The sequence below is a fragment of the Cobetia sp. PDI-12MA genome (assembly GCF_059507695.1).
In genome coordinates this window covers 1,455,496-1,477,714 of the sequence record NZ_CM183351.1, presented here as the reverse complement: position 1 = coordinate 1,477,714, position 22,219 = coordinate 1,455,496, and the positions used below count along the sequence as shown (strand labels likewise).

Annotated in this window: 17 protein-coding genes; 9 read left to right on the top strand and 8 right to left on the bottom strand. The window is 52.8% G+C overall.

Annotation, left to right across the window (positions count from 1 at the left end; translation table 11 throughout):
- Nucleotides 1-103 precede the first annotated feature (103 nt).
- Complete coding sequence (locus AC5WNI_RS06345) at nt 104-1,213, top strand: DUF8606 domain-containing protein (RefSeq protein WP_279837538.1); 1,110 nt, start codon at nt 104-106, stop codon at nt 1,211-1,213.
- A 186-nt stretch (nt 1,214-1,399) separates the two neighbouring features.
- Here the strand turns inward: AC5WNI_RS06345 and AC5WNI_RS06340 are convergent, their stop codons facing one another.
- The 4 genes from AC5WNI_RS06340 to AC5WNI_RS06325 form a co-directional block, all read right to left on the bottom strand.
- Complete coding sequence (locus AC5WNI_RS06340) at nt 1,400-2,698, bottom strand: hypothetical protein (RefSeq protein ID WP_279837536.1); 1,299 nt, start codon at nt 2,696-2,698, stop codon at nt 1,400-1,402.
- A 233-nt stretch (nt 2,699-2,931) separates the two neighbouring features.
- A complete protein-coding gene (locus AC5WNI_RS06335; protein ID WP_495928932.1) occupies nt 2,932-3,132 on the bottom strand; it encodes a nucleotidyl transferase AbiEii/AbiGii toxin family protein in 201 nt (66 codons plus the stop codon).
- A 29-nt stretch (nt 3,133-3,161) separates the two neighbouring features.
- Nucleotides 3,162-3,449, bottom strand: coding sequence for a nucleotidyl transferase AbiEii/AbiGii toxin family protein (locus AC5WNI_RS06330; protein ID WP_495928931.1), 288 nt, complete (start codon nt 3,447-3,449; stop codon nt 3,162-3,164).
- Entirely contained in the window at nt 3,439-4,215 is a 777-nt protein-coding gene (locus AC5WNI_RS06325; protein WP_279837534.1) for a type IV toxin-antitoxin system AbiEi family antitoxin domain-containing protein, read from the bottom strand. The genes AC5WNI_RS06330 and AC5WNI_RS06325 overlap by 11 nt, the downstream gene beginning before the upstream one ends.
- A 426-nt stretch (nt 4,216-4,641) precedes the next feature.
- Between AC5WNI_RS06325 and AC5WNI_RS06320 the strand changes: the two genes are divergently transcribed.
- The gene (locus AC5WNI_RS06320) at nt 4,642-5,796 is read left to right on the top strand and encodes a M20 metallopeptidase family protein (RefSeq protein ID WP_279837532.1); all 1,155 of its coding nucleotides are present in this window, start codon (nt 4,642-4,644) and stop codon (nt 5,794-5,796) included.
- A gap of 37 nt (nt 5,797-5,833) precedes the next feature.
- Nucleotides 5,834-7,339 carry an AbgT family transporter gene (locus tag AC5WNI_RS06315; protein ID WP_495928929.1) on the top strand — a complete coding sequence of 502 codons (1,506 nt, stop codon included), beginning with the start codon at nt 5,834-5,836 and terminating at the stop codon, nt 7,337-7,339.
- Between the two features lies 1 nt (nt 7,340).
- Here AC5WNI_RS06315 and AC5WNI_RS06310 read toward each other — a convergent pair whose 3' ends face one another.
- Complete coding sequence (locus tag AC5WNI_RS06310) at nt 7,341-8,237, bottom strand: LysR family transcriptional regulator (protein ID WP_279837528.1); 897 nt, start codon at nt 8,235-8,237, stop codon at nt 7,341-7,343.
- Nucleotides 8,238-8,475: 238 nt separating this feature from the next.
- On the opposite strand from AC5WNI_RS06310, the gene AC5WNI_RS06305 reads away from it, so the two are divergent.
- From AC5WNI_RS06305 to AC5WNI_RS06280, 6 genes are all read left to right on the top strand, one after another.
- Entirely contained in the window at nt 8,476-10,488 is a 2,013-nt protein-coding gene (locus AC5WNI_RS06305) for a type I restriction-modification system subunit M (protein WP_279837526.1), read from the top strand.
- Nucleotides 10,485-11,894, top strand: coding sequence for a restriction endonuclease subunit S (locus AC5WNI_RS06300; RefSeq protein WP_279837524.1), 1,410 nt, complete (start codon nt 10,485-10,487; stop codon nt 11,892-11,894). The genes AC5WNI_RS06305 and AC5WNI_RS06300 overlap by 4 nt, the downstream gene beginning before the upstream one ends.
- Nucleotides 11,895-11,947: 53 nt before the next feature.
- Nucleotides 11,948-12,841 carry a GIY-YIG nuclease family protein gene (locus AC5WNI_RS06295; RefSeq protein WP_279837522.1) on the top strand — a complete coding sequence of 298 codons (894 nt, stop codon included), beginning with the start codon at nt 11,948-11,950 and terminating at the stop codon, nt 12,839-12,841.
- 56 nt (nt 12,842-12,897) lie between these two features.
- Nucleotides 12,898-16,098 (top strand): type I restriction endonuclease subunit R, encoded by a 3,201-nt coding sequence (locus tag AC5WNI_RS06290; protein ID WP_495928927.1) that lies wholly within the window; start codon nt 12,898-12,900, stop codon nt 16,096-16,098.
- A gap of 199 nt (nt 16,099-16,297) precedes the next feature.
- Complete coding sequence (locus AC5WNI_RS06285) at nt 16,298-16,753, top strand: transposase (protein WP_279837518.1); 456 nt, start codon at nt 16,298-16,300, stop codon at nt 16,751-16,753.
- Between the two features lie 71 nt (nt 16,754-16,824).
- Nucleotides 16,825-17,772 carry an IS3 family transposase gene (locus AC5WNI_RS06280; protein ID WP_279837516.1) on the top strand — a complete coding sequence of 316 codons (948 nt, stop codon included), beginning with the start codon at nt 16,825-16,827 and terminating at the stop codon, nt 17,770-17,772.
- Between the two features lie 326 nt (nt 17,773-18,098).
- Here AC5WNI_RS06280 and AC5WNI_RS06275 read toward each other — a convergent pair whose 3' ends face one another.
- The 3 genes from AC5WNI_RS06275 to AC5WNI_RS06265 form a co-directional block, all read right to left on the bottom strand.
- Nucleotides 18,099-19,037, bottom strand: a complete 939-nt coding sequence (locus tag AC5WNI_RS06275) for a hypothetical protein (protein ID WP_279837514.1) — start codon at nt 19,035-19,037, stop codon at nt 18,099-18,101.
- A 532-nt stretch (nt 19,038-19,569) separates the two neighbouring features.
- Nucleotides 19,570-21,336: a hypothetical protein gene (locus AC5WNI_RS06270; RefSeq protein WP_495928924.1), complete on the bottom strand. Its 1,767-nt coding sequence runs from the start codon at nt 21,334-21,336 to the stop codon at nt 19,570-19,572.
- Nucleotides 21,337-21,383: 47 nt separating this feature from the next.
- A complete protein-coding gene (locus AC5WNI_RS06265; protein ID WP_279837488.1) occupies nt 21,384-22,073 on the bottom strand; it encodes a hypothetical protein in 690 nt (229 codons plus the stop codon).
- Between the last annotated feature and the right edge of the window lie 146 nt (nt 22,074-22,219).

Here is a 22,219-nt window from a genome sequence, read left to right as displayed (position 1 = left end):
TAAGCTCGTGAGAGCCAAGAGGCGGGGGCCGTGTTGATATCCATGGTAGAGCATCGCCTTGGGTGAGGCAACGCTTTCTCTAACAAGCACCAGGAGGCGCCTGATGGCTATAGAACAAGGAATCTGGAAGCTGGCAGGTACTGCAGGCGAGATGCCGCAAAAGCTGCGGCCCACTGGGCTAGCGGATGAGGGGCTGCTAGAGGAGCAGATCATGCAGGATGTCTCGATCCTCAATCGGGACTGGTTGTTGATCGGCCGGCAGGTACGCACGGACTTCAACAAGTTGATTGACCTGCTGGCGATTGCTGCCGACGGCACAGTTATCGTCATCGAACTCAAGCGCGACAAGACACCCCGCGACGTGGTGGCTCAGGCCATCGACTATGCCTCTTGGGTCGTCAGCCTGGCCGACTACCAGCTGGTAGAAATCTATCAAAACTTTGCCCAACGTTATCAGCGCTCTCATATGTCTCTCGAGGACGCCTTTGAGGCCAAGTTCGGTATCACGCTAGACAGCGTCACCCTCAACGAAAATCACCAACTAGTCGTCGTGGCCACTCAGCTCGACGCCAGCAGCGAGAGAATCATCAACTATCTCAACGAACATGCCCAGCTCTCGATCAACGCTATGTTCTTCAGCGCCTTCGAGGACCAGGGAAATCATTACCTCAGTCGTGCTTGGATGATCGACCCGGACGAACCGCCCCTGCCTGTCCCACGCAAGGCACGCAAGGAGCCCTGGAATGGCGAGTTTTACGCCTCCTTCGGTGATAATCGTCCATGGGAGTTGGCGCGACGCTATGGCTTCATTGCCGGTGGTGGCGCCGCCTGGTACTCGAAGACCCTCGCTATGCTCTCAGAGGGAGACCGAGTCTGGGTCAACATCCCCAAGACCGGCTACGTAGGCGTGGCTGAGGTGACCGGAGAGCGTTGCCGAGGCGAGCATTTCACGGTCCAGACCGATCAAGGGATTCAGAGACTTCACGACATTGCCACAGCTACCGCCTACCCACAGCTCCACCGAACCTTCGATGAAGAGGATGAGGAGACAGCGGAATACCTCGTGCCAGTCCGCTGGATCACTTCGTACAGTGCCTCACAAGCATTTAGCGAAGTCGGCCTATTCGGCAATCAGAACACTATCTGCAAGCCCACAACACCGAAATGGGAGCATACCGTGACGAGATTGAAACAAGCATGGGACATAGACTGATTATCAGATCTTCACCAGAGAAAATATGTCAGCCACGAGTTCGCAAATGCTAACAAGATAACGTGGCTGGCGTCTATTTACTTTTACTACCAAATCGAAAAAGATGCAAAGTGCAATAACTACGTCAATATAAAACATCGAAAAGTCGAAAACCGAAACTCAACAATCCATCAACCCATATCGAGATTAGAAAAGAGCTTGAATAACATCTTCCTGGTAAGATTCTATTTTAGTAAAACTATCACAATTTACAAACAGCTCAACTAGCTGTTGCTTCTGAAGATTATCTATGTTTGCCCCCCTATAGAGCATAGAATGTTTCTTTATACCTCTTGCCCTATCAGAAATAATTAAGTTTAACTTCACTAGTCGAGCAAGCTCCTCTTGATGAGTAAAAAAATGTTTCAAATGTGTATTAATCACTTTTGGTGTATCAGAGCGATTTTCGGTCAGCACTTCATCTATAAGCACATTTAATCTAGATCGATATAATATTGCTGCATCCATGGCATCGACCCAGTTTTCTGTTGAATCAGAGATCATATTTATAAAATACAACGTCCTAGACTTATTATAATTAATAAACCCTGGCCACATAAGATCTTCCGTTGATATCTCAAGCGCTTTATCAAAGTGATCACATGCAAACCACAAATACATGAGCACATCAGCTTTAACTGAAGGGAGTAGCCATTTGACTTTTGAGCCCACAAGAGCAAGCCCTGCAACCGATAAGATATCAACTGAAGCAGCGCACAAAGACTCTCTCAGTAAATGCATGCCCTTCTTGTTATAATACAATCCCAGATAATTATGATAGATTGTTCTAGTTACTGAATTACGCAATATCGGGCCACGAACATGAAGAAGGCTAGCATGTACATTAAAGTTGTTATCAGCAACAAATTTTTGATAAGCAACAACCGCTTTGAAGAGTTTGATGCTCTCAGTAATTTGAATTGAATTCCCCCTACTGACTGAGTGGAGAGTATCACGCTTTTTATCTATCATCGTTAGGATTCTATCCATACGTTTCTTATAGTATTCCTTGTCAGTATTGACTGCATTAAAAATCGCAGGAAAAATTACAATTACGTCAATCAAATACTGTAAAGTTTCAGCAAACAGCACAGCTGTATTGGAATATTTTTTTAATCTCAACTCGATAGACTCAAATAGCTCTCCTTCCAATTGAATCTCATTTTTAGACCTGAACTTATCTATAAGTTCAGGCAACGAAACTACATACCTTTCGTTGTCGAGTATATTACCATCCATTTTAGTAATATTATTTACGCTATCAATTGAGGTATAAGTACGTACAGCAATGAATAAAGCCAGCAATGCAATACAAAAACCTACCATGGATATAGTAAAGTTAAGTAAATCCTTCCCTTCTTTTAAATAGTAAACCCAGATGGCCAAGCAGCATGACAATAACACAAGCAGGAAGATGACTGCATATAAAGCATTTGACTTTTTCATTGATTTACGAATCTTTTGATTTATATTAAAAAAATATAATGCATCTTGACAGATTCCGCTCCACCTTGGCAATCAGATCTAGTACCCCATGGCGTAGCAGTTCGTGCAGTAGATCGGAAATCTCGGCTTCTGGTTGTGAAAGCGACTGGGAAGTAGGATCGCCCGTAGCGCAACCAGTTCATGTTGATTGTGATCTGGCGAGATCAATCAACAGGTTACGCCCCCCCCCCTTCCTATCTTCCCCCGCAAACCAAAATCGCCATAGCTCCCTGCTGGCGATCCAGCGCGGCGCAGATCTTGCCGCCATACAGATCCGGCAGTGACACCACCTGCACCGCCGCGAAGCCATAATCGTCTTTCACAGCTTCGACAACATCGCGCTCCTGAGGCGGGTGCAGAGTGCCACGCAGCACCGGCGATACCTCTACCTTCACCTGGCTGCGACCTCGACGCACCAAGATCCTCAGCTCGTCCCGGCGATTATCCTGAAGCTCGGCCTGCCACCTGGCAGTCGATCTCTGAAATTTTCTGTCAATCGCTGTAGCGCCTCGCGACAGCGTCGAAGAGCCTCGTCACGAGGCTCCAGCGGCAAGTAGGCCAGGTCGATATCGACCGATAAACGGGGTAATGGCTGCACGAATAGGTTGATGGCCGTGCCGTCCTTCAGTGCGAAACACGGCTCGCCACTGAGAAAAGGCAGCAGCGAGACCAACAGACTGACCTGTTCGTGGTAGCGAGCGTCAATCGGCATGCAGGAACGCCTCCGGCACCGTCACGTGATATTCCCTATCCAGCTTGCCGCCTTGGCAGAGCTGCCGCTTGCCTTTGCCGAGATTCAGTCGGCGTGGTTCCAGGCGAGCGTACCAGGCATGCCCGGCGTGGCGAGCCAGCACCAGGAAGGCCCGCTTGGTTCTCACAGAACGGCATCCCTCCAGCAATGCCTGCAGCCGGCGCGGACGCAGCGTGTTAAGCCCGTCGAAGGTGTCCACCAGCTCACTGCTGAACAGCAGTTCATTCGATGTCACGGCAATCCACTCCAGGACGGCTCTCTCGGGGGTCGATACCTGCAAGCTGAAGGCTCTGCCATCCGGCGCGTAGTCCGTGAAGCTGCCGGGAAGCTGCACTGGCAGACCCTTTTCGGAATGGAGCACCATCCGCCCTGCCCACTCGGCATCATTCAACCACCGGGGCAGCCGAGCGGCCTCCTTGCCATACAGATATGTTGTGCTCTCCCCCATCGGCAGATAGTGGGCAAAGCCATGCAGTGCCAGGGCCGTCCGGCCACCCGGCCAAAACGGTGGAAAGTCCGTGTCGCCGCTCGTCTGCAGGGCGAAAACGGCGCTCTCCCAGGTAAGAGGCTCCCCCGCTTGGCAGTAAGCGCCGTGCCCCACGCGTTGCAGCCAGCCACTGTTGGCCAGTTTACGCGCCTGATCAGAGGTGACGCCGTGTGACGCCATCCACGCGGTCGTCACGACGGCGTCACGCGGGATCTTCTGTAGCAACTGGTTTATTTTCACGTAGAAAAGCGACCTTAAGTTCCGTTCCTAAGATAAATAATAAACCATGTCGGTTTACCTTCAAGATCAGAGTCGTCATTTAAGGCCGCTTTTAGCATGGAATTTAAACCATCGAATGGGCGATACCCGACCCTGCGTAGACACGTCTGCCCAACCTCTTGAATAGGTTATCGAGGCAGCGCTTCTTGCGCGTGCCGATCAGCTGGTTTTTGCAGCCTCCACTAGGGGCCGAGCTGTGCGAGACAGGATGCATCACCGGCAATCACCTTTGCCCGCTACACCGGCAAATTCAGAGACAAGAAAATGAGCGCCCTCTGATATTCGTTGCACTCAGGTCAACAAACACGACGCTCTCTGGCCTCCCTTCGTGCTCCCGCCTTGTTCTAGCGTAGTCAAGCAGTTCCTAAACTAGAACAAGGACAATCAATGTTTACCGACAGTCAGTTAGAGACGGCCAGATCACTCAGGCACCACTTCCATCAGCACCCCGAGCTGAAGTTCGAGGAGACCCAGACAGCGAAGGTGGTCGCAGAGAGACTGCGCGAGCTGGGTTACCAGGTCACCGAGGGTATTGCGGAAACAGGTGTCTTGGCGGAACTGGACACTGGACGTCCTGGGCCCGTGATCGCCTTTCGCGCCGACATGGATGCGCTGCCGATTGATGAGGCCAACACCTTTTCGCACTGCTCCACCAAGCGTGGGCTGATGCATGCCTGCGGGCATGATGGCCATACCGCCACACTCCTCTTGGCGGCTGAAGCCATCATGGAGCAGCGCGGCACCCTGTCCGGGCATCTGAAGCTGATCTTCCAGCCGGCGGAGGAAGGCGGCAATGGCGCAGCGCGGATGATCGAAGAAGGTGTGCTGGAGAATCCGAAAGTCTCCGCGATATTCGGCTACCACAATCGTCCGAACTTCCCGGCCGGCCAGGTATTCGTCAAGCCCGGCCCGGCCATGGGGGGTAACGACACCTTCCGGGTCACAGTCGAAGGTAAAACCGGGCATGCCGCCATGCCGCACCTGGCAGTGGATGCGATCTACGTGGGCACCTCGATCATTCAGCAACTACAGGGACTGGTCGCACGTCACAAATCGCCGCTGGAAGCAGGCGTGATCACGATAGCCGCCTTCCATGCAGGTGATGCGGCCAACATCATCCCTGGCGAAGCCGAGATCCTGATCAATATCCGCAGTGACCGCACTTCCTCGCGTGATGCACTGGCCGGTCAACTTGAGCAAGTCATTTCTGGCGTGTGCAGCGCGCATGGCGCCAGCTACCGAATGGCGCATGAGCTTGAGATCCCCCCTCTCCTCAATGACGCCGAATGGTCTGACAAGGTCCTCGAGATCGCTCGTCACCATCAGGTCAGTGGTGATATCAAGAAACTGGATTATATGCCCACCATGGGCGCTGAGGACTTCGCCTTCTACCTCAGGGAAATTCCCGGGTGCTTCTTCTTCGTCGGCAACGGCGACAGTGCCTACCTGCACAACGAGCATTACGACTTCAACGACGACATCCTGCCGGTCGCGGGCGGTGTCTTCCTGTCATTGGCCAAGGACTTGCTGGCACGCGATTGAACAAGTCGGTCAGAACAACATAACAAGGACAACAACAATGCAAGCCGTTCTCGCATCCATCGAACGTACAGGGAACAAGCTCCCTCACCCTTTCATCCTTTTCACGATTCTGGCAGGACTGATCATCGTCGCATCGGCGCTGCTGGACCTACTCGGGGTGTCTGCCGTCAATCCGCAAAGCGATGCGGTGGTACATGTGCGTAGCCTGGTATCACCTGAGGGTCTGGAGTTCATGTTGACCAGCGTGGTCAGCAACTTCATCAACTTCCCGCCCTTGGGGCTCATCTTGGTCGTCATGTTCGGGATAGGTCTGGCTGACAAGGTCGGTCTCATGTCCACGCTCATGCAGGTCAGCGTCGCGAAAGCGCCTCCGGTCTTGCTGACGTTCTGCGTCTTCATGGCAGGTATCTGCGGCAGTATCGCCTCGGATGCCAACTACCTGATCCTGATACCGCTGGCGGCGATGGTGTACCACTCCGTGGGCCGTCATCCCATCGCCGGTGCCGCGGCAGCCTATGCAGCTGCCGGCGCCGGCTACGATGCCAGTCTGTTCGTGACCGTGGGGGACGCTCTGTTCTCCGGTATCACCACGGATGCTGCCAGGCTCGTGGACCCCGAGGCCTACATTTCCCCCGTCGACAACTACTACTTCGTCGCCTGTTCGGTGTTCGTGCTAGCCATCGTCGGGACTCTCATCATCGACAAGGTAGTGGAGCCGCGTTTGCAACGTGTCCTGCCCATGGGCAAGGACTTCACGGCACAAGGCGAAAAGCCTGAGCTGAAGCCTGAGGAATGGACCGGCATCAAGCGCGTCGGCCTGGCCACATTGGCCTATGTAGCACTTGTCTTGATCGCGGTTCTGCCTGAGGCTTCACCGCTACGCAATGCCGATGGCGGCTTGATCCCCTCTCCCTTCCTCAAGTCCCTCGTGCCGCTGATGTTCCTGTACTTTGTCATGATTGGTCTGGTGTACGGCACGACGGTCGGCAAGATCACCAGCAGTCGCGATGTCCCGCAGAAGATGGCGGAATCTGCCAGCGAGCTGGCCCCGACACTGGTGCTGTTCTTCGCGATCTCGCAGTTCATCGCCTACTTCAAGTGGTCCGAGCTTGGTCAGTTCATTGCCATTGAAGGCTCTAATATCCTGCAGAGCACAGGCTTTACCGGCCTCCCACTGGTCGGTGCCTTCATCGTGATGACGGCTCTGCTCAACATCTTCATGACAAGCGGCTCCGCGCAATGGGCGCTGATGGCACCGGTCTTCGTGCCCATGCTGATGATGATCGATTTCGACCCTGCCTTCGTGCAGGCGATGTTCCGTATCGGGGATTCCAGTACCAACATCATCTCGCCGATGAGCCCCTACTTCTCGGTGGCGCTGGTCTACATGCAGCGCTATCAACCGGAAATGGGCCTCGGCACCCTCGTTGCCACCATGCTCCCGCTGGCGCTTGGCTTCCTGATCGCCTGGTCGGCCTTCCTGATGTTATGGCTCTCGCTGGGCTGGGCCATCGGGCCGGGGGTCTACATGATGGCGAGCTGAGTCAGTGCATCCCCATCATCACCTTCCATAGATAGTCGGCAGCCGGCGTCAGCCGTCTGCCGACTCTGCGTACCAGATTGCCTTGGGTCGCCTCTGCCAAAGGATGCTCGATGGGGATGGCAGACAGGAGGCCCGCCGAGACCTCTTCATGTGCAGCGGCTGCCGTCATGAAGGCGACACCAACACCCGCACAGGCCATCCGACGCGAGATGGAATGCAGATTGCAACGATAGGAAGGCGTCGCGACCTGGCCCGCCGTACGGAAGATGTCATTGACCAGACGCTGCGAACCCGAAACCTCCGGCAAGAAGATCAACTTGTGACGTGCCAACTCCGCCACGGAGACGCTTTCATGATCTGCCAGAGGGTGGTCCCTCGCCACGAGAGCACATAGAGGCCCGCGGGGAAAGGAATGCACGACCAGACGTGGGTCTACCACCGGTCCGTAAGTCACCGCGATATCCACCTCATCATGTAACACCATCTCATGAGGCTCGCGCGGCACATAGATGCCGGTCCGTATATCGATCATCACATCCGGATAACGCTTTGCGACGGTGCTCAACACCGACTTGATGAAGCTATCCACGAAACCATCACCGACAGAGACAGTGACCTGCCCTGTCTGCAGATTCTTCCAGCGTGACAGCGTATCGCGTAGCTCTGAATTGAGTTGTCGCTGTGCGAGATAACTCTCCAACACGAGCCTACCCGCCTCCGTTGGCAATACGTGGCGGCCATTTCTCTCGAGCAACGCTACGCCCAGCTCGTTCTCCAGACTGCGGATCTGACGCGTCACGACAGAAGGATTCACATCCAGATGTTCCGCTGCCGCTCGAACCCCACCACAACTGCTGACCTCTTGAAGGTAAAGCGCACGCTTGTCCAGACACTCCATTCGTCACTATGCCTCTGATAATCAGTGCTACATGCTGGTAGTCATACAGATATCACAGATTCCATATGCGCATCACATGCGATCTACCCCCCCCTCTCGGACGATGGTATTTCGCTAACTGCCTGAATATGCGACGCACCTCGCCATACCCTGATTTAGTCATGGAGCATGACGCGCTATCATGCCCCTACAGCCTTATCTGCAATCCTGAAGCAGTTCCATACGCGGGAGCATCATCGTGAACACGGAAAGTCATTCCCAGCTGGCGAGTTACATCTGGTCCATCGCGGACCTGCTGCGCGGCGATTTCAAACAGTCTCAATACGGGCGCATCATCCTGCCCTTCACCCTGCTGCGCCGCCTGGAATGCGTACTGCAAGACACCAAGGCCAAGACACTGGCCGTGGCGGAGGAGAACGCCGACAAGCCGGATACCCTGCGCGAGAAACTGTTGATGCGTGCCACCGGGCGCGAGTTCTTCAATGCGTCACCGCTTAGCCTGGGTACGCTCTCCGCAACCCAGACATCTGAAGACCTGATGAGCTACGTGCAGGCCTTCAGCCCCAGCGCGCGGGAGATCTTCGAGCACTTCGAGTTCGAGAATTTCGTCCTGCAGCTGAGCAACAATAACCTGCTCTACAAGGTGGTCGAGCGCGTCGCGGAGATCGACCTCAGCCCCGAGGCCGTCAGCAACTACGAGATGGGCATCATCTTCGAGGAGCTGATCCGCAAGTTTGCCGAGAGCTCCAACGAGACTGCCGGTGAGCACTTCACCCCGCGCGATATCGTGCATCTCACCACTTCACTGCTGATGACCGGTGAAGAAGAACACATCGCGCCCGGTGGTATCGTTACCCTGTATGACCCCACAGCCGGTACCGGCGGCTTCCTCTCCGAGGGCGATGCCTACATTCAGGACATCAGCCACAACGTCAGCGTCTCGCTGCACGGGCAGGAGCTCAACCCCGAGTCCTACGCCATCTGCAAGGGCGACATGCTGATCAAGGGCCAGGGTATCGACCAGATCAAGCTCGGCAACACTCTTTCCGATGACCAGCTGCCCGGTGAGCGCTTCGCCTACATGCTTTCCAACCCGCCCTTCGGTGTGGACTGGAAAAAGGTGCAGAAGCAGATCACCGATGAGCACACCCTCAAGGGCCACGATGGCCGCTTCGGCCCCGGCCTGCCGCGTGTCTCCGATGGCTCGTTACTGTTCCTCATGCACCTGGTCGCCAAGATGCGTGCGCCCAGCGATGGCGGCTCGCGTATTGGCATCATCCTCAATGGCTCGCCGCTGTTCACCGGCGGTGCTGGCAGTGGTGAGTCCGAGATTCGCCGCTACCTGCTCACCCGTGACATGGTGGAAGCCATCATCGCGCTACCGACGGACATGTTCTACAACACCGGCATCGCCACCTATGTGTGGGTTCTCTCCAACCGCAAGCCGCAGGCACGCAAGGGCAAGGTGCAGCTGATCAACGCCGGTGACATGGGCAGCAAGATGCGCAAGTCGCTCGGCAGCAAGCGCAAGTACCTGGAAGACGGCCAGATTGAAGAGCTGGTGCGCCTCTACGGTAGCTTTGCCGGGGACGACGAGAGCCTCACGCAAGACGGCGCGCCGCGCAGCAAGATTTTCGCCAATGAAGACTTCGGCTACCGCCGTATCACCGTCGAGCGCCCGCTACGCCTCGACTTCCAGGCCAGTGAGGAACGCCTCGCCCGCCTGAATGATGAGAAGGCCATCCAGAAGCTCAAGGAAGAGGAACGCAGTGCCCTGCTAGCCGCCTGCGCCACCCTGCCGGACACCCTGTTCACCAACCGTGACGCCTTTACCAAGGTGCTCAAGGCCACCTTCAAGGCGGAGCTTCCCGCCAGCATGAAAGTCGGTGCCCCGCTGCTCAAGGCCGTCTTGAACGCCCTGAGCGAGCGCAGCGACACCGCCGATATCTGCTGTGACAAGCACGGCAACCCGGAAGCCGATAGCGGCCTGCGCGACTACGAGAACGTGCCGATGAATCAATCGGTGCTGGAGTACTTCGAGCGTGAAGTGAAGCCCCACGTACCCGATGCCTGGATCGACGACACCAAGCGTGACCCGCTCTCTGGCCGTCTCGGCATCGAAGGCTATGAGATCCCCTTCAATCGCCACTTCTATCAGTTCGTGCCGCCGCGCCCGCTGGACGCCATCGATGCCGACCTCAAGGCCTGTACCGACCGCATCAAGCAGATGATCGAGGAGATGTCGGCATGAGCTTCAAGGCCTATGACGAATACAAAGACTCGGGCGTCGAGTGGCTGGGCGAAGTGCCTGCACATTGGGCTATCACAGACCTAAAGTATGTCTGCGATGTAATGCCCAGCAATATTGACAAGAAAAGCAAGGATGGAGAGATAGGTGTCTACCTGTGCAACTACACTGACGTTTATTACAATGACAAAATAATCAAAGACATGTCATTCATGCGCGCGACTGCTACATGCGAGCAAATAAATAAATTTTCTCTAGTCAAAGGCGATGTACTATTTACCAAAGATTCTGAAAGCTCAGATGACATAGCGAATCCTGCGTATGTACCCGAGGATTTACATAACGTGGTATGCGGCTATCATTTATCTATTGCCAGACCAAGAAAAGAGCTGGTTGGCCTATATCTAAAGCTATTTTTTGAGACACATATAGCTAAGGGATACTTTGCTACATCTGCGAATGGCCTCACTAGGGTTGGCTTAGGCCAATATGCCATTGATAACCTATCGATTACACTACCTAGCGAAAAAGAACAAACCACCATCGCGGCCTTCCTCGATCACGAAACCGCGCGTATCGATGCGCTGATCGAGGAGCAACAACGCCTGATCGCCCTCCTCAAGGAGAAGCGTCAGGCGGTGATCTCGCACGCTGTCACCAAGGGCCTGGACCCGAATGTACCGATGAAGGACTCCGGTGTGGAGTGGCTGGGAGAAGTGCCGGCGCATTGGGAGACTAAAAGAGTAAAAAATATTCTCCAGCCTGGCAAAGATAGTATTAGACCAGGTCCTTTTGGCAGCGATATAAAGGGTAATGATTTTGTAGAAGAGTCGGATTATAGGGTATACAATCAATCTACAGTAATTAGCAGAGATTTCAACAACTCTGCATTTATCACTAAAGAAAAATTTGAAAATTTAATCTCTTTTATGGTGAAAAAAGGGGATGTTTTAATCACTTCTCGAGGCACTATAGGAAAGATCTCTGAAGTTGATAGCGATGCAGGTCTAGGAATCATTCATCCTTGTATAATAAGACTAAGACTGAACCACCACATTGTTATTACATCCTTCTTCACTTTAATGTTTAGCCAAACAACATTGGCCACAGATCAGCTTAAGGTAGCAAGCAACTCTACAACTATCGATGTAATATATGCTAACAGCTTATCTGAAACTTGGGTTCCGTTACCACCTAAACATGAACAGCAAGATATCTATGACAAGCTGTCAGGATTTCTTAGTTCTACCAACCAAACTATTGATACAGCGGAACAATTATCTAACCTTCTCCAAGAGCGCCGATCTGCCCTGATTTCGGCCGCCGTCACCGGCAAAATTGACGTGCGTGACTGGCAGCCGCCAAAGGCCAACCAGACAGCAGCCGAGCCAGCGGAGGCCAGCGTATGAGCCAGGGGCGCAGCATCCGGCTATTTCTAGTCGATGGCACACCGAGTGGCCTGATGACAGCCGAGATCATGAACTGGACCGGCCATGTCATCACCGGCCCGCGGGGCAAATTGAGCCAGTTGGTGCAGCGTCCCGAGTGCAGTCGCACCGGCATCTACTTCCTGATCGGCCCACCCGCCGAGGATAGTGCTCTGCCGTCGGTGTACATCGGCGAAAGTGACGATGTGGCTACCCGCCTCAAACAGCACAACCGCCCGGAGGACAAAGGCGGTAAGGACTTCTGGGAGCGGGTGTGCCTGGTGACAAGCAAGGACCAGAACCTGACCAAGGCCCACGTCAAACATCTCGAAAGCCTGTTGATGCAGGCCGCACGTGAGGCCGGCCAATGCCGTCTGCTCAATGGCACCGCCCATGAGTACGGCGGCCTTCCGGAATCGGACCGCGCCGACATGGCGTTCTTCATGGAACAGATTCGCACCGTGCTGCCGGTGCTCAGCTTCGACTTCCTGCGTGAGCGACCCAAGCCCTCAGCTTCCAGCACGATTGTCGAACCGACAGACATCAGTGCTCAAGCATCACCACTCTTTGTGGCAGAGGTATCACGTTTCGGTATCAAGGCGCTGGGCAAAGAAATCGAAGGCGAGTTCTATGTCTTGAAGGGGTCATTGGCCAAGGGTAGTTGGACAGGCAAAGGCGGGGGCTATCAGAACCTTTACCAGCAACTCTGTGATAACGGGGTGCTGATCGAGGCGGAAAAGGGATTACGCTGCTTTTCTACCGATCAGGCCTTCTCGAGCCCCAGCGCCGCCGCCGCGGTGGTGTCCGGTCGTGCAGCCAATGGGCGCGAGCATTGGAAGACAGAAGCCACCGGCCAGACCTACGCGGACTGGCAAGACAGCGTGGTAATGACGACCCCCAGCGCCACCGATGAAGGCTACGCCCAGTAACGTACCAGTGAGTCAGGCCAGCATGCCGACTCCTCACGAACAAGCAGGAATGCCTCATGGCTGATAGCAAGGAAGCGCAGTTTCAGCAGGACATCGTCGATAGCCTCGTCGCCAGTGGCTGGCAACTGGGCAAGGCGAGTCAGTACGATCGCGCCACGGCGCTCTACCCCGAAGATGTGATTGCCTACCAGCAGGCTGCCTGGCCGGAGCGCTGGGACAAGCTCTGCTCCAGCAATCCACAGAAGCCTGAGCAGGTGCTGATTCAGCAGGTGGAGCGTCACCTCAAGAAGGTGGGCACGCTGGCCGTGTTGCGCCACGGCTTCAAGATGCCGGGTAATACGCTGGTGATGTGCAGCTTCATGCCGGACCACGCCATGAATCCGGAGTCTGTGCAGCGCTATCAGGCCAACATCCTGCGCGTGGTGCCGGAGGTGTCCTACTCCCCGCATGCCAAGGACAGCAGCAATGGAGAGGCCAGCTACAACCCACGACTGGACCTCGTGCTGTTCGTCAATGGCCTGCCGGTGGCCACGCTGGAACTGAAGAGCGCTTTCAAGCAATCGCTGGAGGCCGCCAAGCGTCAGTACCGCAAGGACCGTCCGCTGAAAGATCCCATCACCCGCAAGGAAGAGCCGCTGTTGGCCTTCAAGCGCGGCGCGCTGGTGCACTTCGTGGCCCGTCAGGATGAGATAGCGATGACGACTCGCCTGGCAGGCGACAAGACCTTCTTCCTGCCCTTCAACCGAGGCAGCGAGGAAGGCGGAGCCGGCAACCCGCCTGCGGAGGACGCCAACAGCTATGCCACCGACTATCTGTGGAAGCAGGTACTGCAGCCAGATGCCTGGCTAAAGATCATCGGCCGCTTCCTCCACCTGGAGGAGAAGACCAGTGAGGACTTCGCGGGCAACCGCATCACCAAGGAAACGATGATCTTTCCGCGTTTCCATCAGTGGCAAGTCGTCAATCAACTGCTGGAGGCCACACGCAATGAGGGGGCTGGCAACCGCTACCTGATTCAACACAGCGCGGGGTCAGGCAAATCAAATTCCATCGCTTGGACGGCGCATCAGCTGGCCAACCTGTATGCCGAGGATGGCAGCCGCATGTTCAACTCCGTCATCGTGGTGACGGACCGCACCGTGCTGGACACCCAGCTGCAGAACACCATCTATCAGTTTGAGCATGCCTACGGCGTGGTGTGCCCTATCAGCCGGGAAGGCGCGAGCGCCAGCAAATCAGCACAGCTGGCGGATGCTCTGGCCGCCAACACCCGTATCATCATCGTCACTCTGCAGACCTTCCCTGCCCTCTTCGATGCGCTGGAAAAGCGCCCCAAACTGGCAGAGGGCCACTATGCCGTCATCGCCGACGAGGCCCACTCCTCCCAGACGGGCTCGTCTGCGGGCAAGCTGAAGGCCCTGCTCAACAGCGCCGGGCAGACCAATGACCCGGAAGCCGAGCTGAGCAGCGAAGAGGTGATGGAAGCCGCCGTGGCCGCGCGCAGTGCCAGTCAGCGCATCAGCTACTACGCCTTCACCGCCACGCCCAAGGGCCGCACCCTGGAACTGTTCGGGGTACGCCCGGAGCCGGAGCTGCCGGCTAGCGATAGCAACAAGCCTCGCCCCTTCCACCTCTACTCCATGCGTCAGGCCATCGAGGAAGGCTTCATTCTCGATGTACTGCGCCGCTATACCACCTACAAGACGGCATGGAAGCTCTCACACCCGGATGGTGACGAGATAGAGGTAGATTCCAAGAAGGCCAGCCGCACCCTGGCGCGCTGGGTACGCTTGCATCCGCATAACATCAATCAGCGGGTCGAAGTCATCGTCGAGCACTTCCGCCACAACGTGCGTCATCTGCTCAACGGTCAGGCCAAGGCGATGGTGGTGACCAGCAGTAGGCAGGAAGCCGTGCGCTATCAGCTGGCAATGCTCGCCTATGTGAAGGACAAGGGCTATGACGACGTGCACCCGCTGGTAGCCTTTTCGGGAAGCGTACCGGCCGATGATGTCATCCCTGAGGAAGTCACCGAGGCCAGCGCCCTGCTCAATGCCGGCGTAAAAGGCCGCGACCTCGCCACGGCGCTCGATAGCGACGACTTCAACGTGATGATCGCCGCCAACAAGTACCAGACCGGCTTCGACCAGCCCAAGCTGTGCGCCATGTACGTGGACAAGAAGCTACAGGGCGTGGAGTGCGTGCAGACTCTCTCGCGTCTCAATCGTCTCTTCCCCGGCAAGGAAACCTTCATCCTCGACTTCTTCAATGACACTCAGGATATCCTGGATGCCTTCGCGCCCTACTACCGGGAAAGCGAGCTGGCCACGGTGTCAGACCCGCAAGTCATCTATGACATGCAACAGAGCCTGGACGAGACGGGCATCTATCATGGCCAGGAAGTCACCCAGTTTGCCGAAGCCTTCTTTGACCCCAAGGCGCCGTCATCGAAGCTGTCGTTTTACTGTGACCCGGCGCGTGATCGCTTCAACAAGCGCTATGTCGCACTGACCGAGCAGATCCGCGTCTGGCGTGATGCGCGCAATATTGCCGAGCAGAACAGCGATGAGATGGGCCTGAAGCGTGCCGAGCAGGAACTCAAGGATGCGGGTACCTCTCGCGATGAGCTCGACCTGTTCCGCAAGAACCTCAAGAGCTTCGTGCGCGCCTACGAGTTTCTCTCGCAGATCATCTCCTACGAAGACACCGAGCTAGAGCAGCTTTGCGTGTTCGCCAAGCACCTGAGCCCACTGCTGCGGGAAGACCGCCTCAAGGACCCGGAACTGGATGTCAGTGAGCTGGAGCTGACGCATTACCGCCAGACCAAGCATCAGGAGCAGGAGCTGCGCCTGGAAGAGCAGGAAGGCGAATTCGGGCTGGACTCGATCACCGAGGTCGGCTCCGGCACCCCGAAGGACCCGGAGAAGAAGAAGCTGGATGAAATCATCGATACCCTGAATGACCTCTACGGTGCCGAGATCCAAGACGACGACAAGCTCCACTTCGCCAATGGCCTCGCCACACGCCTGGAGCGCGATGAAGATCTCATGGGACAGGTCAACAGCTACAGCCTCGAAGACGCCATGAAGGGCCTGCTGCCCAAGCGCCTAAACGACGTACTGCTCGATGCACTGGCTGACCAGGAGAAGATGTCCATGCCGATACTGGAAGACGGCGGGATAGAGAAACGCTTCGCTCACCTGATGTATCAGCTACTCCGGCAGCGGAGTGAAGGCGGCAAGGGGGTGCAGGGATAAGGGCTAGAAAGCACCGGGGGTAGGAGCATATGAATGCCCCTCCCCTATATATATTTAGCCCCAAGGTGTAGTGGTCTGTAGTAGCCAGATTCACCATACCACTACAACCACTAAATTTAGTTATATGATGCATTATAATGCCGAGAAAACCCTATCTGCCAGCGTAGTTGTCACCTAAACAGAGTGAGAGGTGATCAACGTGCGTTATTCCACAGAGCGTAAGGAAGCCATCCTCAAGAAGATGGCGCCGCCTATGAGCATGACCATCCCGGAATTGGCCAAACAGGAAGGCATCACTGCAACAACTCTCTACAATTGGCGGAAACAGGCCAGAGAGCGAGGACAAGTTTTGCCATCACGTTCCACCCAGCCCGACCAGTGGACCAGCCAGGAGAAGTTCCAGATCGTCCTGGAGACGGCCCCGCTGAACGAGGCCGAACTCAGCGCCTATTGCCGCGAGCGTGGGCTCTACCCCGAGCAGGTGGAAGCCTGGCGGGATGCCTGCATGAACGCCAACGACGACGTGGCAGCGCAGGCCAAGCAACAACGCCAGGCTCGCAAGGTGGAGCAAAAGCGGCTCCGTAAGTTGGAGCGCGAGCTGCACCGTAAGGACAAGGCCCTCGCCGAGACGGCGGCCCTGTTGACCCTGTCATAAAAAGCCGAGACGATCTGGGGCACGACCCACGACGAGGACGACTGACCAGCCTCCCAGATCGCCAGCGCATCGTGCCCCTGGTGCAAGACGCCCAGCGTGACGGGGCTCGGCTGGCCAAGGCCTGTCAGGTGATGGGCATCAACGTGCGGACATACTACCGCTGGGTCGCACAAGGCGAAGTGACGGCCGACCGCCGCCCCGACGCCGATCGCCCGGAACCGGCCAACAAGCTATCTCCCGAGGAGCGAAAAGCGATCGTGGCGTTGTGCAACGCTCCAGAGTATCGAAGTCGCCCTCCGGCCTTCATCGTGGCCGACCAGGCTGACAAGGGCCGCTACCTGGCCTCTGAGTCGACGATATACCGAGTGCTTCATGAATATGATCAGCAACATCACCGGGGCCGACAGCAGGCCCCTCAGCGTAAGCGCCCACCGACCACTCACCAGGCGACGGCGCCGAACCAGCTTTGGTGCTGGGACATTTCGTGGCTGCCCGGTCCCGCACGCGGCACTTGGTGGTATCTGTATCTGATCATGGACGTCTTCAGCCGCAAGATCGTCGGGCACGAGATCTATGAAACAGAGACTGGCGAGCTAGCCGCTGAGTTGATCCAGAAAGCCTGCTGGCGAGAGAGCCTGACAGATCGTCATAAACCCGTGATTCTGCATTCAGATAACGGCAGCCCGATGAAGGCAGCGACCTTCCTGGAAAAGCTCTATGACCTGGGCATCACTCCCTCGTACAGCCGACCGCGAGTCAGCAACGACAATGCCTTCGCCGAGTCGGCCTTCAAGCCACTGAAGTACCGGCCGGGCTTCCCCATCGACGGGTTCGCCATCCTGGCCGAAGCTCAGGACTGGGTTCAGCAATTTACCGAGTGGTACAACCATGAGCATCGGCACAGCGCCCTTCGCTACATTTGGATCCGGAGCGGGATCCGATACCGCAGGCAGCAGGATTTTAAAAAGCCAGCACCACTTCATGTGCCAACTATGTTGACAGATTCCGTTGGTCAGTGAAATTTATTTCATTGACACTTGAGGGGCACTTTTATAACCACAATCATTCATGCACATGTGCATATGGAAAAACATATCCAGCATGAGGAATGCTAGGCAGCAAAGGATGGAATTGAGTAGCGAACTACTGAGGTCACAGCAGAAAGGCAGAAGAAACTTTAGCCACTAAATTTTTCCTATGCGTCACTGAGGGATGGCCACCCTCCAATCGATGTAGTATGTTGTATAGTAATACAACATACTACACGTTACATAAATCTTGACAGTCTAAAGGTCTGGTATCGGCCAAAGCGGACCTTCAATGTGTGCTGATATAACGCCGCCGTTCAACGGCGCAGCTTTTTTTGCGACCGTTGGAACGCCTTGTTATATTTTCCTGGGCTAATTTTCTTAAGCCCTTGATAAAAGTCGGCCAGCTCCTCTAAACCTTCAGATCTCAATCGGTTTACTGAATTTTTATTGGTCACTATCTCAACCATCTTGTTATATCGCTCTCGCATCCAAGAGTACTTTACCAGCAGGTCTGCCTTAGTATGATGACTTGAAGACATTAATCCTTTACGTATAACGTCTCCCAAATTATCTATATACTCCGGAAAATCGTACTGAGGGTCATCTAGCTCTGACTGTGCCTTAAAGAAGTAGTCGATGTAATACATCCCATCAGAGTCTTGCTCTAAAAGCGATCTAACAAAGTCTGTTTCTTGACTCGATGAATGATCCGGAGACTTGGCGTTTGCACTAGCTTCAATGACACTACTATCCAGAATGACGCGGGGATACATAGCAGCTTTCGACTCCAGTGTGTAAGCCTCAACCAGTGCCGGTCCAAAAAGGTAATGGTCGCTGTGTATAAACTTCCCAATCGAGACGGCACCTCGTACCAAAATCTTTCTGGATATGAGTCGCATAATTAGCCACTTGATCTCAAGAAGTGTAAAAAACACCTCGCTGGGCTCTTCAGCCTTGAACGAAACTACTATGGAATCGGAAAAAATAGAAACCTTTTTTGATTCCGGAGAATCAGATCCAAGCAGATCCTCCTTAGTGTCAAGATCCCATACGTCTCTGATAGCCGTATATGCAGATATCAAATGATCAATTTTGTTCTCGTTGTCAGAGCCATCTTTATCGATGGTGTCTTCGAGAAAAGCCTTAAAGCCAAGTATATCTATAAAGGCTACGACCCTTGTCTCGTACTTCATCAGCACCTCTAAATATAACGCCGTAAGCAAGCGCGGCTTCGTAGTGGAAGCGGTAGCCACGAAGGAAAAGCCGCCGCCTTAACTTGCATGGTTATATGTTTAGCGTGTTACTCCCCTATGATGCGAACACGTCCACCTCCCTTGGGACGAAGAAAATGTACCATCTTTACGGAAAGAGCCATAGGTCGGGCACACCTCTCTGGCACGCACTTCTAAAACCTTCTTAATTCCCATGCAGTAACGTACTTTCTTGGGAGTGACATTGCAGGCATTGATAACATATCCCGCCTCTGACATAGCCTCCTTCGAATCAAAGAGTTAGTCTCCAAGGTTCGCCATAGTTTCCCGGTGTTCATTGACGTTGGGCTTTGTAACATCTGACATACAACCAGTGGATAACAGACTACCTTCAAATAAATATTCTTCTTGATAGCACCCTATGCTCGAGCAACCACCAAAGATGAAATCGAAAAATATCGTAACAGCTCTTATGATTATCTTCGTCCACCCCTATAAATCTCATATAACGCTTCTTCACTGATACATTAGGAGCTCAGCGAGAAATTCTTCTGTTTTCAATGACTTATTAACACTACACGTTACAGTAAACAATTGGGATTGCATTCATATCTCTCACAGCATGCGCAAATGATGACAATATCCATAACAACTGCACTATATGGCCTCTCACGGGCGTACCAGCTTGGATTTTTCTAAACTCAAACTCGACTGACGACTTCGATAAGAAAGAGCAGCTCAAAATACACCTTCTGTGCAACTTATAATCTTTCAATAGATCATCAAGGTAATTATCCGCATCACTTACGCTTCCTTTTCTTATTCTATTTATTTTTGTCTTAACCTTTTTGTTATTGTAGGTATTGGAAAACGTACCATTTATTCGATCAAGCATTTGTTTTTTGTTGAAATACATATACCCTAGATTCTTAATACCTTGACCAACAACTTCATGGAGATTGCTAGCAGAGGTACTAATATCACCATGTTTTGAGTGTATAAAGCTAACACTTGAATCTTTTTTATTTAGAGTTATGTGGTCAGCCCACTCCGTGCCGAAGTCATCGCAAAATATATAATCATCATCCTCATGCAATTTCTCAACAACTCCAAACATTGAATCAGCATCAAAATCACTGGAAGAACTTGTAAACAAGCCCTTTTCAGAAGTTACTGCTGAAATTTGGTATTTAGGTTGTAGTATTTCAAGAATACTACTTATTTCAGAAATACCCGATATATCCTCGAAACAAGACCCCATAAAGTACATGAACTTGGGGTCTGAAAATGTTACGCTGTAGAAACCATTTTTTATAATAAATTTCTGTAAAGTTACATCTTTCCCACTCTCTACCACACGAAACTTGCTCAAAATTTTCGATGAAAGTGTGAGGGTTTTTTCATTCTTCCTAAGCTTAGAACACCCCTTCCTACCAACTACATTGTAGTCGGAATCGAGCTCATAAACTTTTTCAAGAGAAGAAAACAAGGAATTTATGACTCTCCCAGAAACTTCGATATTACGCCCCTTCGATGCTCTATATTGAATTGACAACCCATCCTTTTGAATTCTTTCGTACAAAGAATTGCTTTCTATTAGAATTGCTGAAGGCTCACATATGGCTAGAACATCAGCCAGCTCTACTTTCTTTGCGAAAGAGTCCAAGAAACTATTGTTAGTCGATGGATTTTCAATACTATCCACCTGATCTTTAACCCAAGATGCTATTTCATCAAGAGTTTTTCTCTGAGAAGATTCAACAATACGACCTGTTCCAGAAATTGTTTTTGTAACAGCTCCCTGCCTGAATTTTAAATAATAGGGTATTGACCTTCCGGCTGAATGAGTTGATAGCAAGCCTTTCAAATCTGCAGCTTCGTATGATCGAGCCCTCATTGCCCTTTCTGACACCGTCATATTTCTCAAAGCTAACTTTTGAAATTCTACTTCGCCATCATCAAATGTTGAGCTAAGATCTCTGCTATCAATAAGAGAAAAGTGGTCTTTTAACACCTCCGATATGTTTGCACAACTTTTTTTAAACACAGCCAAGTAATTCCCATATTCAATCAAGATAATAAAAGCGAAGACTCTATCTTCTAGCTCTTCATCGATAAAATATACAGGGCGGGCAGAAGGAAAGACTCTAATTGAGCACATATAATTTATGCCATGTTCCTCTACCACTCTATCTGATCTGAATAGGTCGATTACAAACTCTGAGCCTACCACCATATTATCAGTAGCCGCAACCAGAACGTCGTTTATGATTGAATCATCAATGATGTTCTTTGGTACATAGAATTGCGCGTTTTTCGTAAGCTCTAATCTTTCAGGCAAATCTCCATACCTCCGGTCAGTATTAACAACTCAAAGCAGAGAAAAACTTACGAGTCCGCCTTCCTTTGATCTTTATTTTCCCTTCTCTCAATATGATCCCTCTTTATATCCAGCTTACCTTGATTCTGAAGCTTAGCTAAATCACGAGCCCTCCGATAAACAGATGATAGAATCTTGAGGACAGCCAGCTCGTTGTTCTCTGTTCTGAAATAGAGTTTTGAGAGCGTCTCAGGTTTTATTCCCATGACTCTAGCTATGTCATTCACAGACTTGTGAATAAAAACCCTTTCTTTCTCAAGCAACGAAAGCTCCTCGCTACGCAAATTAATTTTAGATAGCTTTCTTTCACTAATACCCTTTTGGATTGTACTGTATGTTTTATTCCCCGCAAGGATTGCAGCAGACACATAACCAACGATTTGGGCCACGTCCCTTGCCACCTCTACTAACTGAGAGAGTTCAATAAAACCTGGAGATGCATACTGAATTGATTTGATCTCAGGCTTATAGGCTCGAGGCATTTTAACGAACAGGTTATGATAGAAATTCACAGCGCTGAAGCCACCGCGCCACGGATATTTCCCGTAGATATATTGAATTTCTCCATCCAGATAATCTTCGGCGACATCAAGAGAGTAAAGAAGTCCGTAAAGCTGGATATAGACTCTCGTCAGAACATTAAGGTCAGTCAACTGCCAACGACCATCAATGTAGAGCTTGATGTTTCTTACTTCCATCTATACTCCAGCGTCCTTATAAACAAACAGGTATTAGATAGCACACGCGTTTCCCACGTGAACGAATTCACGTATTCAACTTTCCAATATCACCCAACCAACTAATTTCAAGAATTTTTATTAACTATGCTACATATCACCAATAA

What these genes read in the sequence shown, in the direction of transcription:
- AC5WNI_RS06315 (WP_495928929.1), top strand. Translation starts at nt 5,834, where the DNA reads ATGCAAGCCGTTCTCGCATCCATCGAACGTACAGGGAACAAGCTCCCT.
- AC5WNI_RS06295 (WP_279837522.1), top strand. Translation starts at nt 11,948, where the DNA reads ATGACAGCCGAGATCATGAACTGGACCGGCCATGTCATCACCGGCCCG.
- AC5WNI_RS06300 (WP_279837524.1), top strand. Translation starts at nt 10,485, where the DNA reads ATGAGCTTCAAGGCCTATGACGAATACAAAGACTCGGGCGTCGAGTGG.
- AC5WNI_RS06330 (WP_495928931.1), bottom strand. Translation starts at nt 3,449, where the DNA reads ATGCCGATTGACGCTCGCTACCACGAACAGGTCAGTCTGTTGGTCTCG.
- AC5WNI_RS06320 (WP_279837532.1), top strand. Translation starts at nt 4,642, where the DNA reads ATGTTTACCGACAGTCAGTTAGAGACGGCCAGATCACTCAGGCACCAC.
- AC5WNI_RS06340 (WP_279837536.1), bottom strand. Translation starts at nt 2,698, where the DNA reads ATGAAAAAGTCAAATGCTTTATATGCAGTCATCTTCCTGCTTGTGTTA.
- AC5WNI_RS06265 (WP_279837488.1), bottom strand. Translation starts at nt 22,073, where the DNA reads ATGGAAGTAAGAAACATCAAGCTCTACATTGATGGTCGTTGGCAGTTG.
- AC5WNI_RS06345 (WP_279837538.1), top strand. Translation starts at nt 104, where the DNA reads ATGGCTATAGAACAAGGAATCTGGAAGCTGGCAGGTACTGCAGGCGAG.
- AC5WNI_RS06310 (WP_279837528.1), bottom strand. Translation starts at nt 8,237, where the DNA reads ATGGAGTGTCTGGACAAGCGTGCGCTTTACCTTCAAGAGGTCAGCAGT.
- AC5WNI_RS06290 (WP_495928927.1), top strand. Translation starts at nt 12,898, where the DNA reads ATGGCTGATAGCAAGGAAGCGCAGTTTCAGCAGGACATCGTCGATAGC.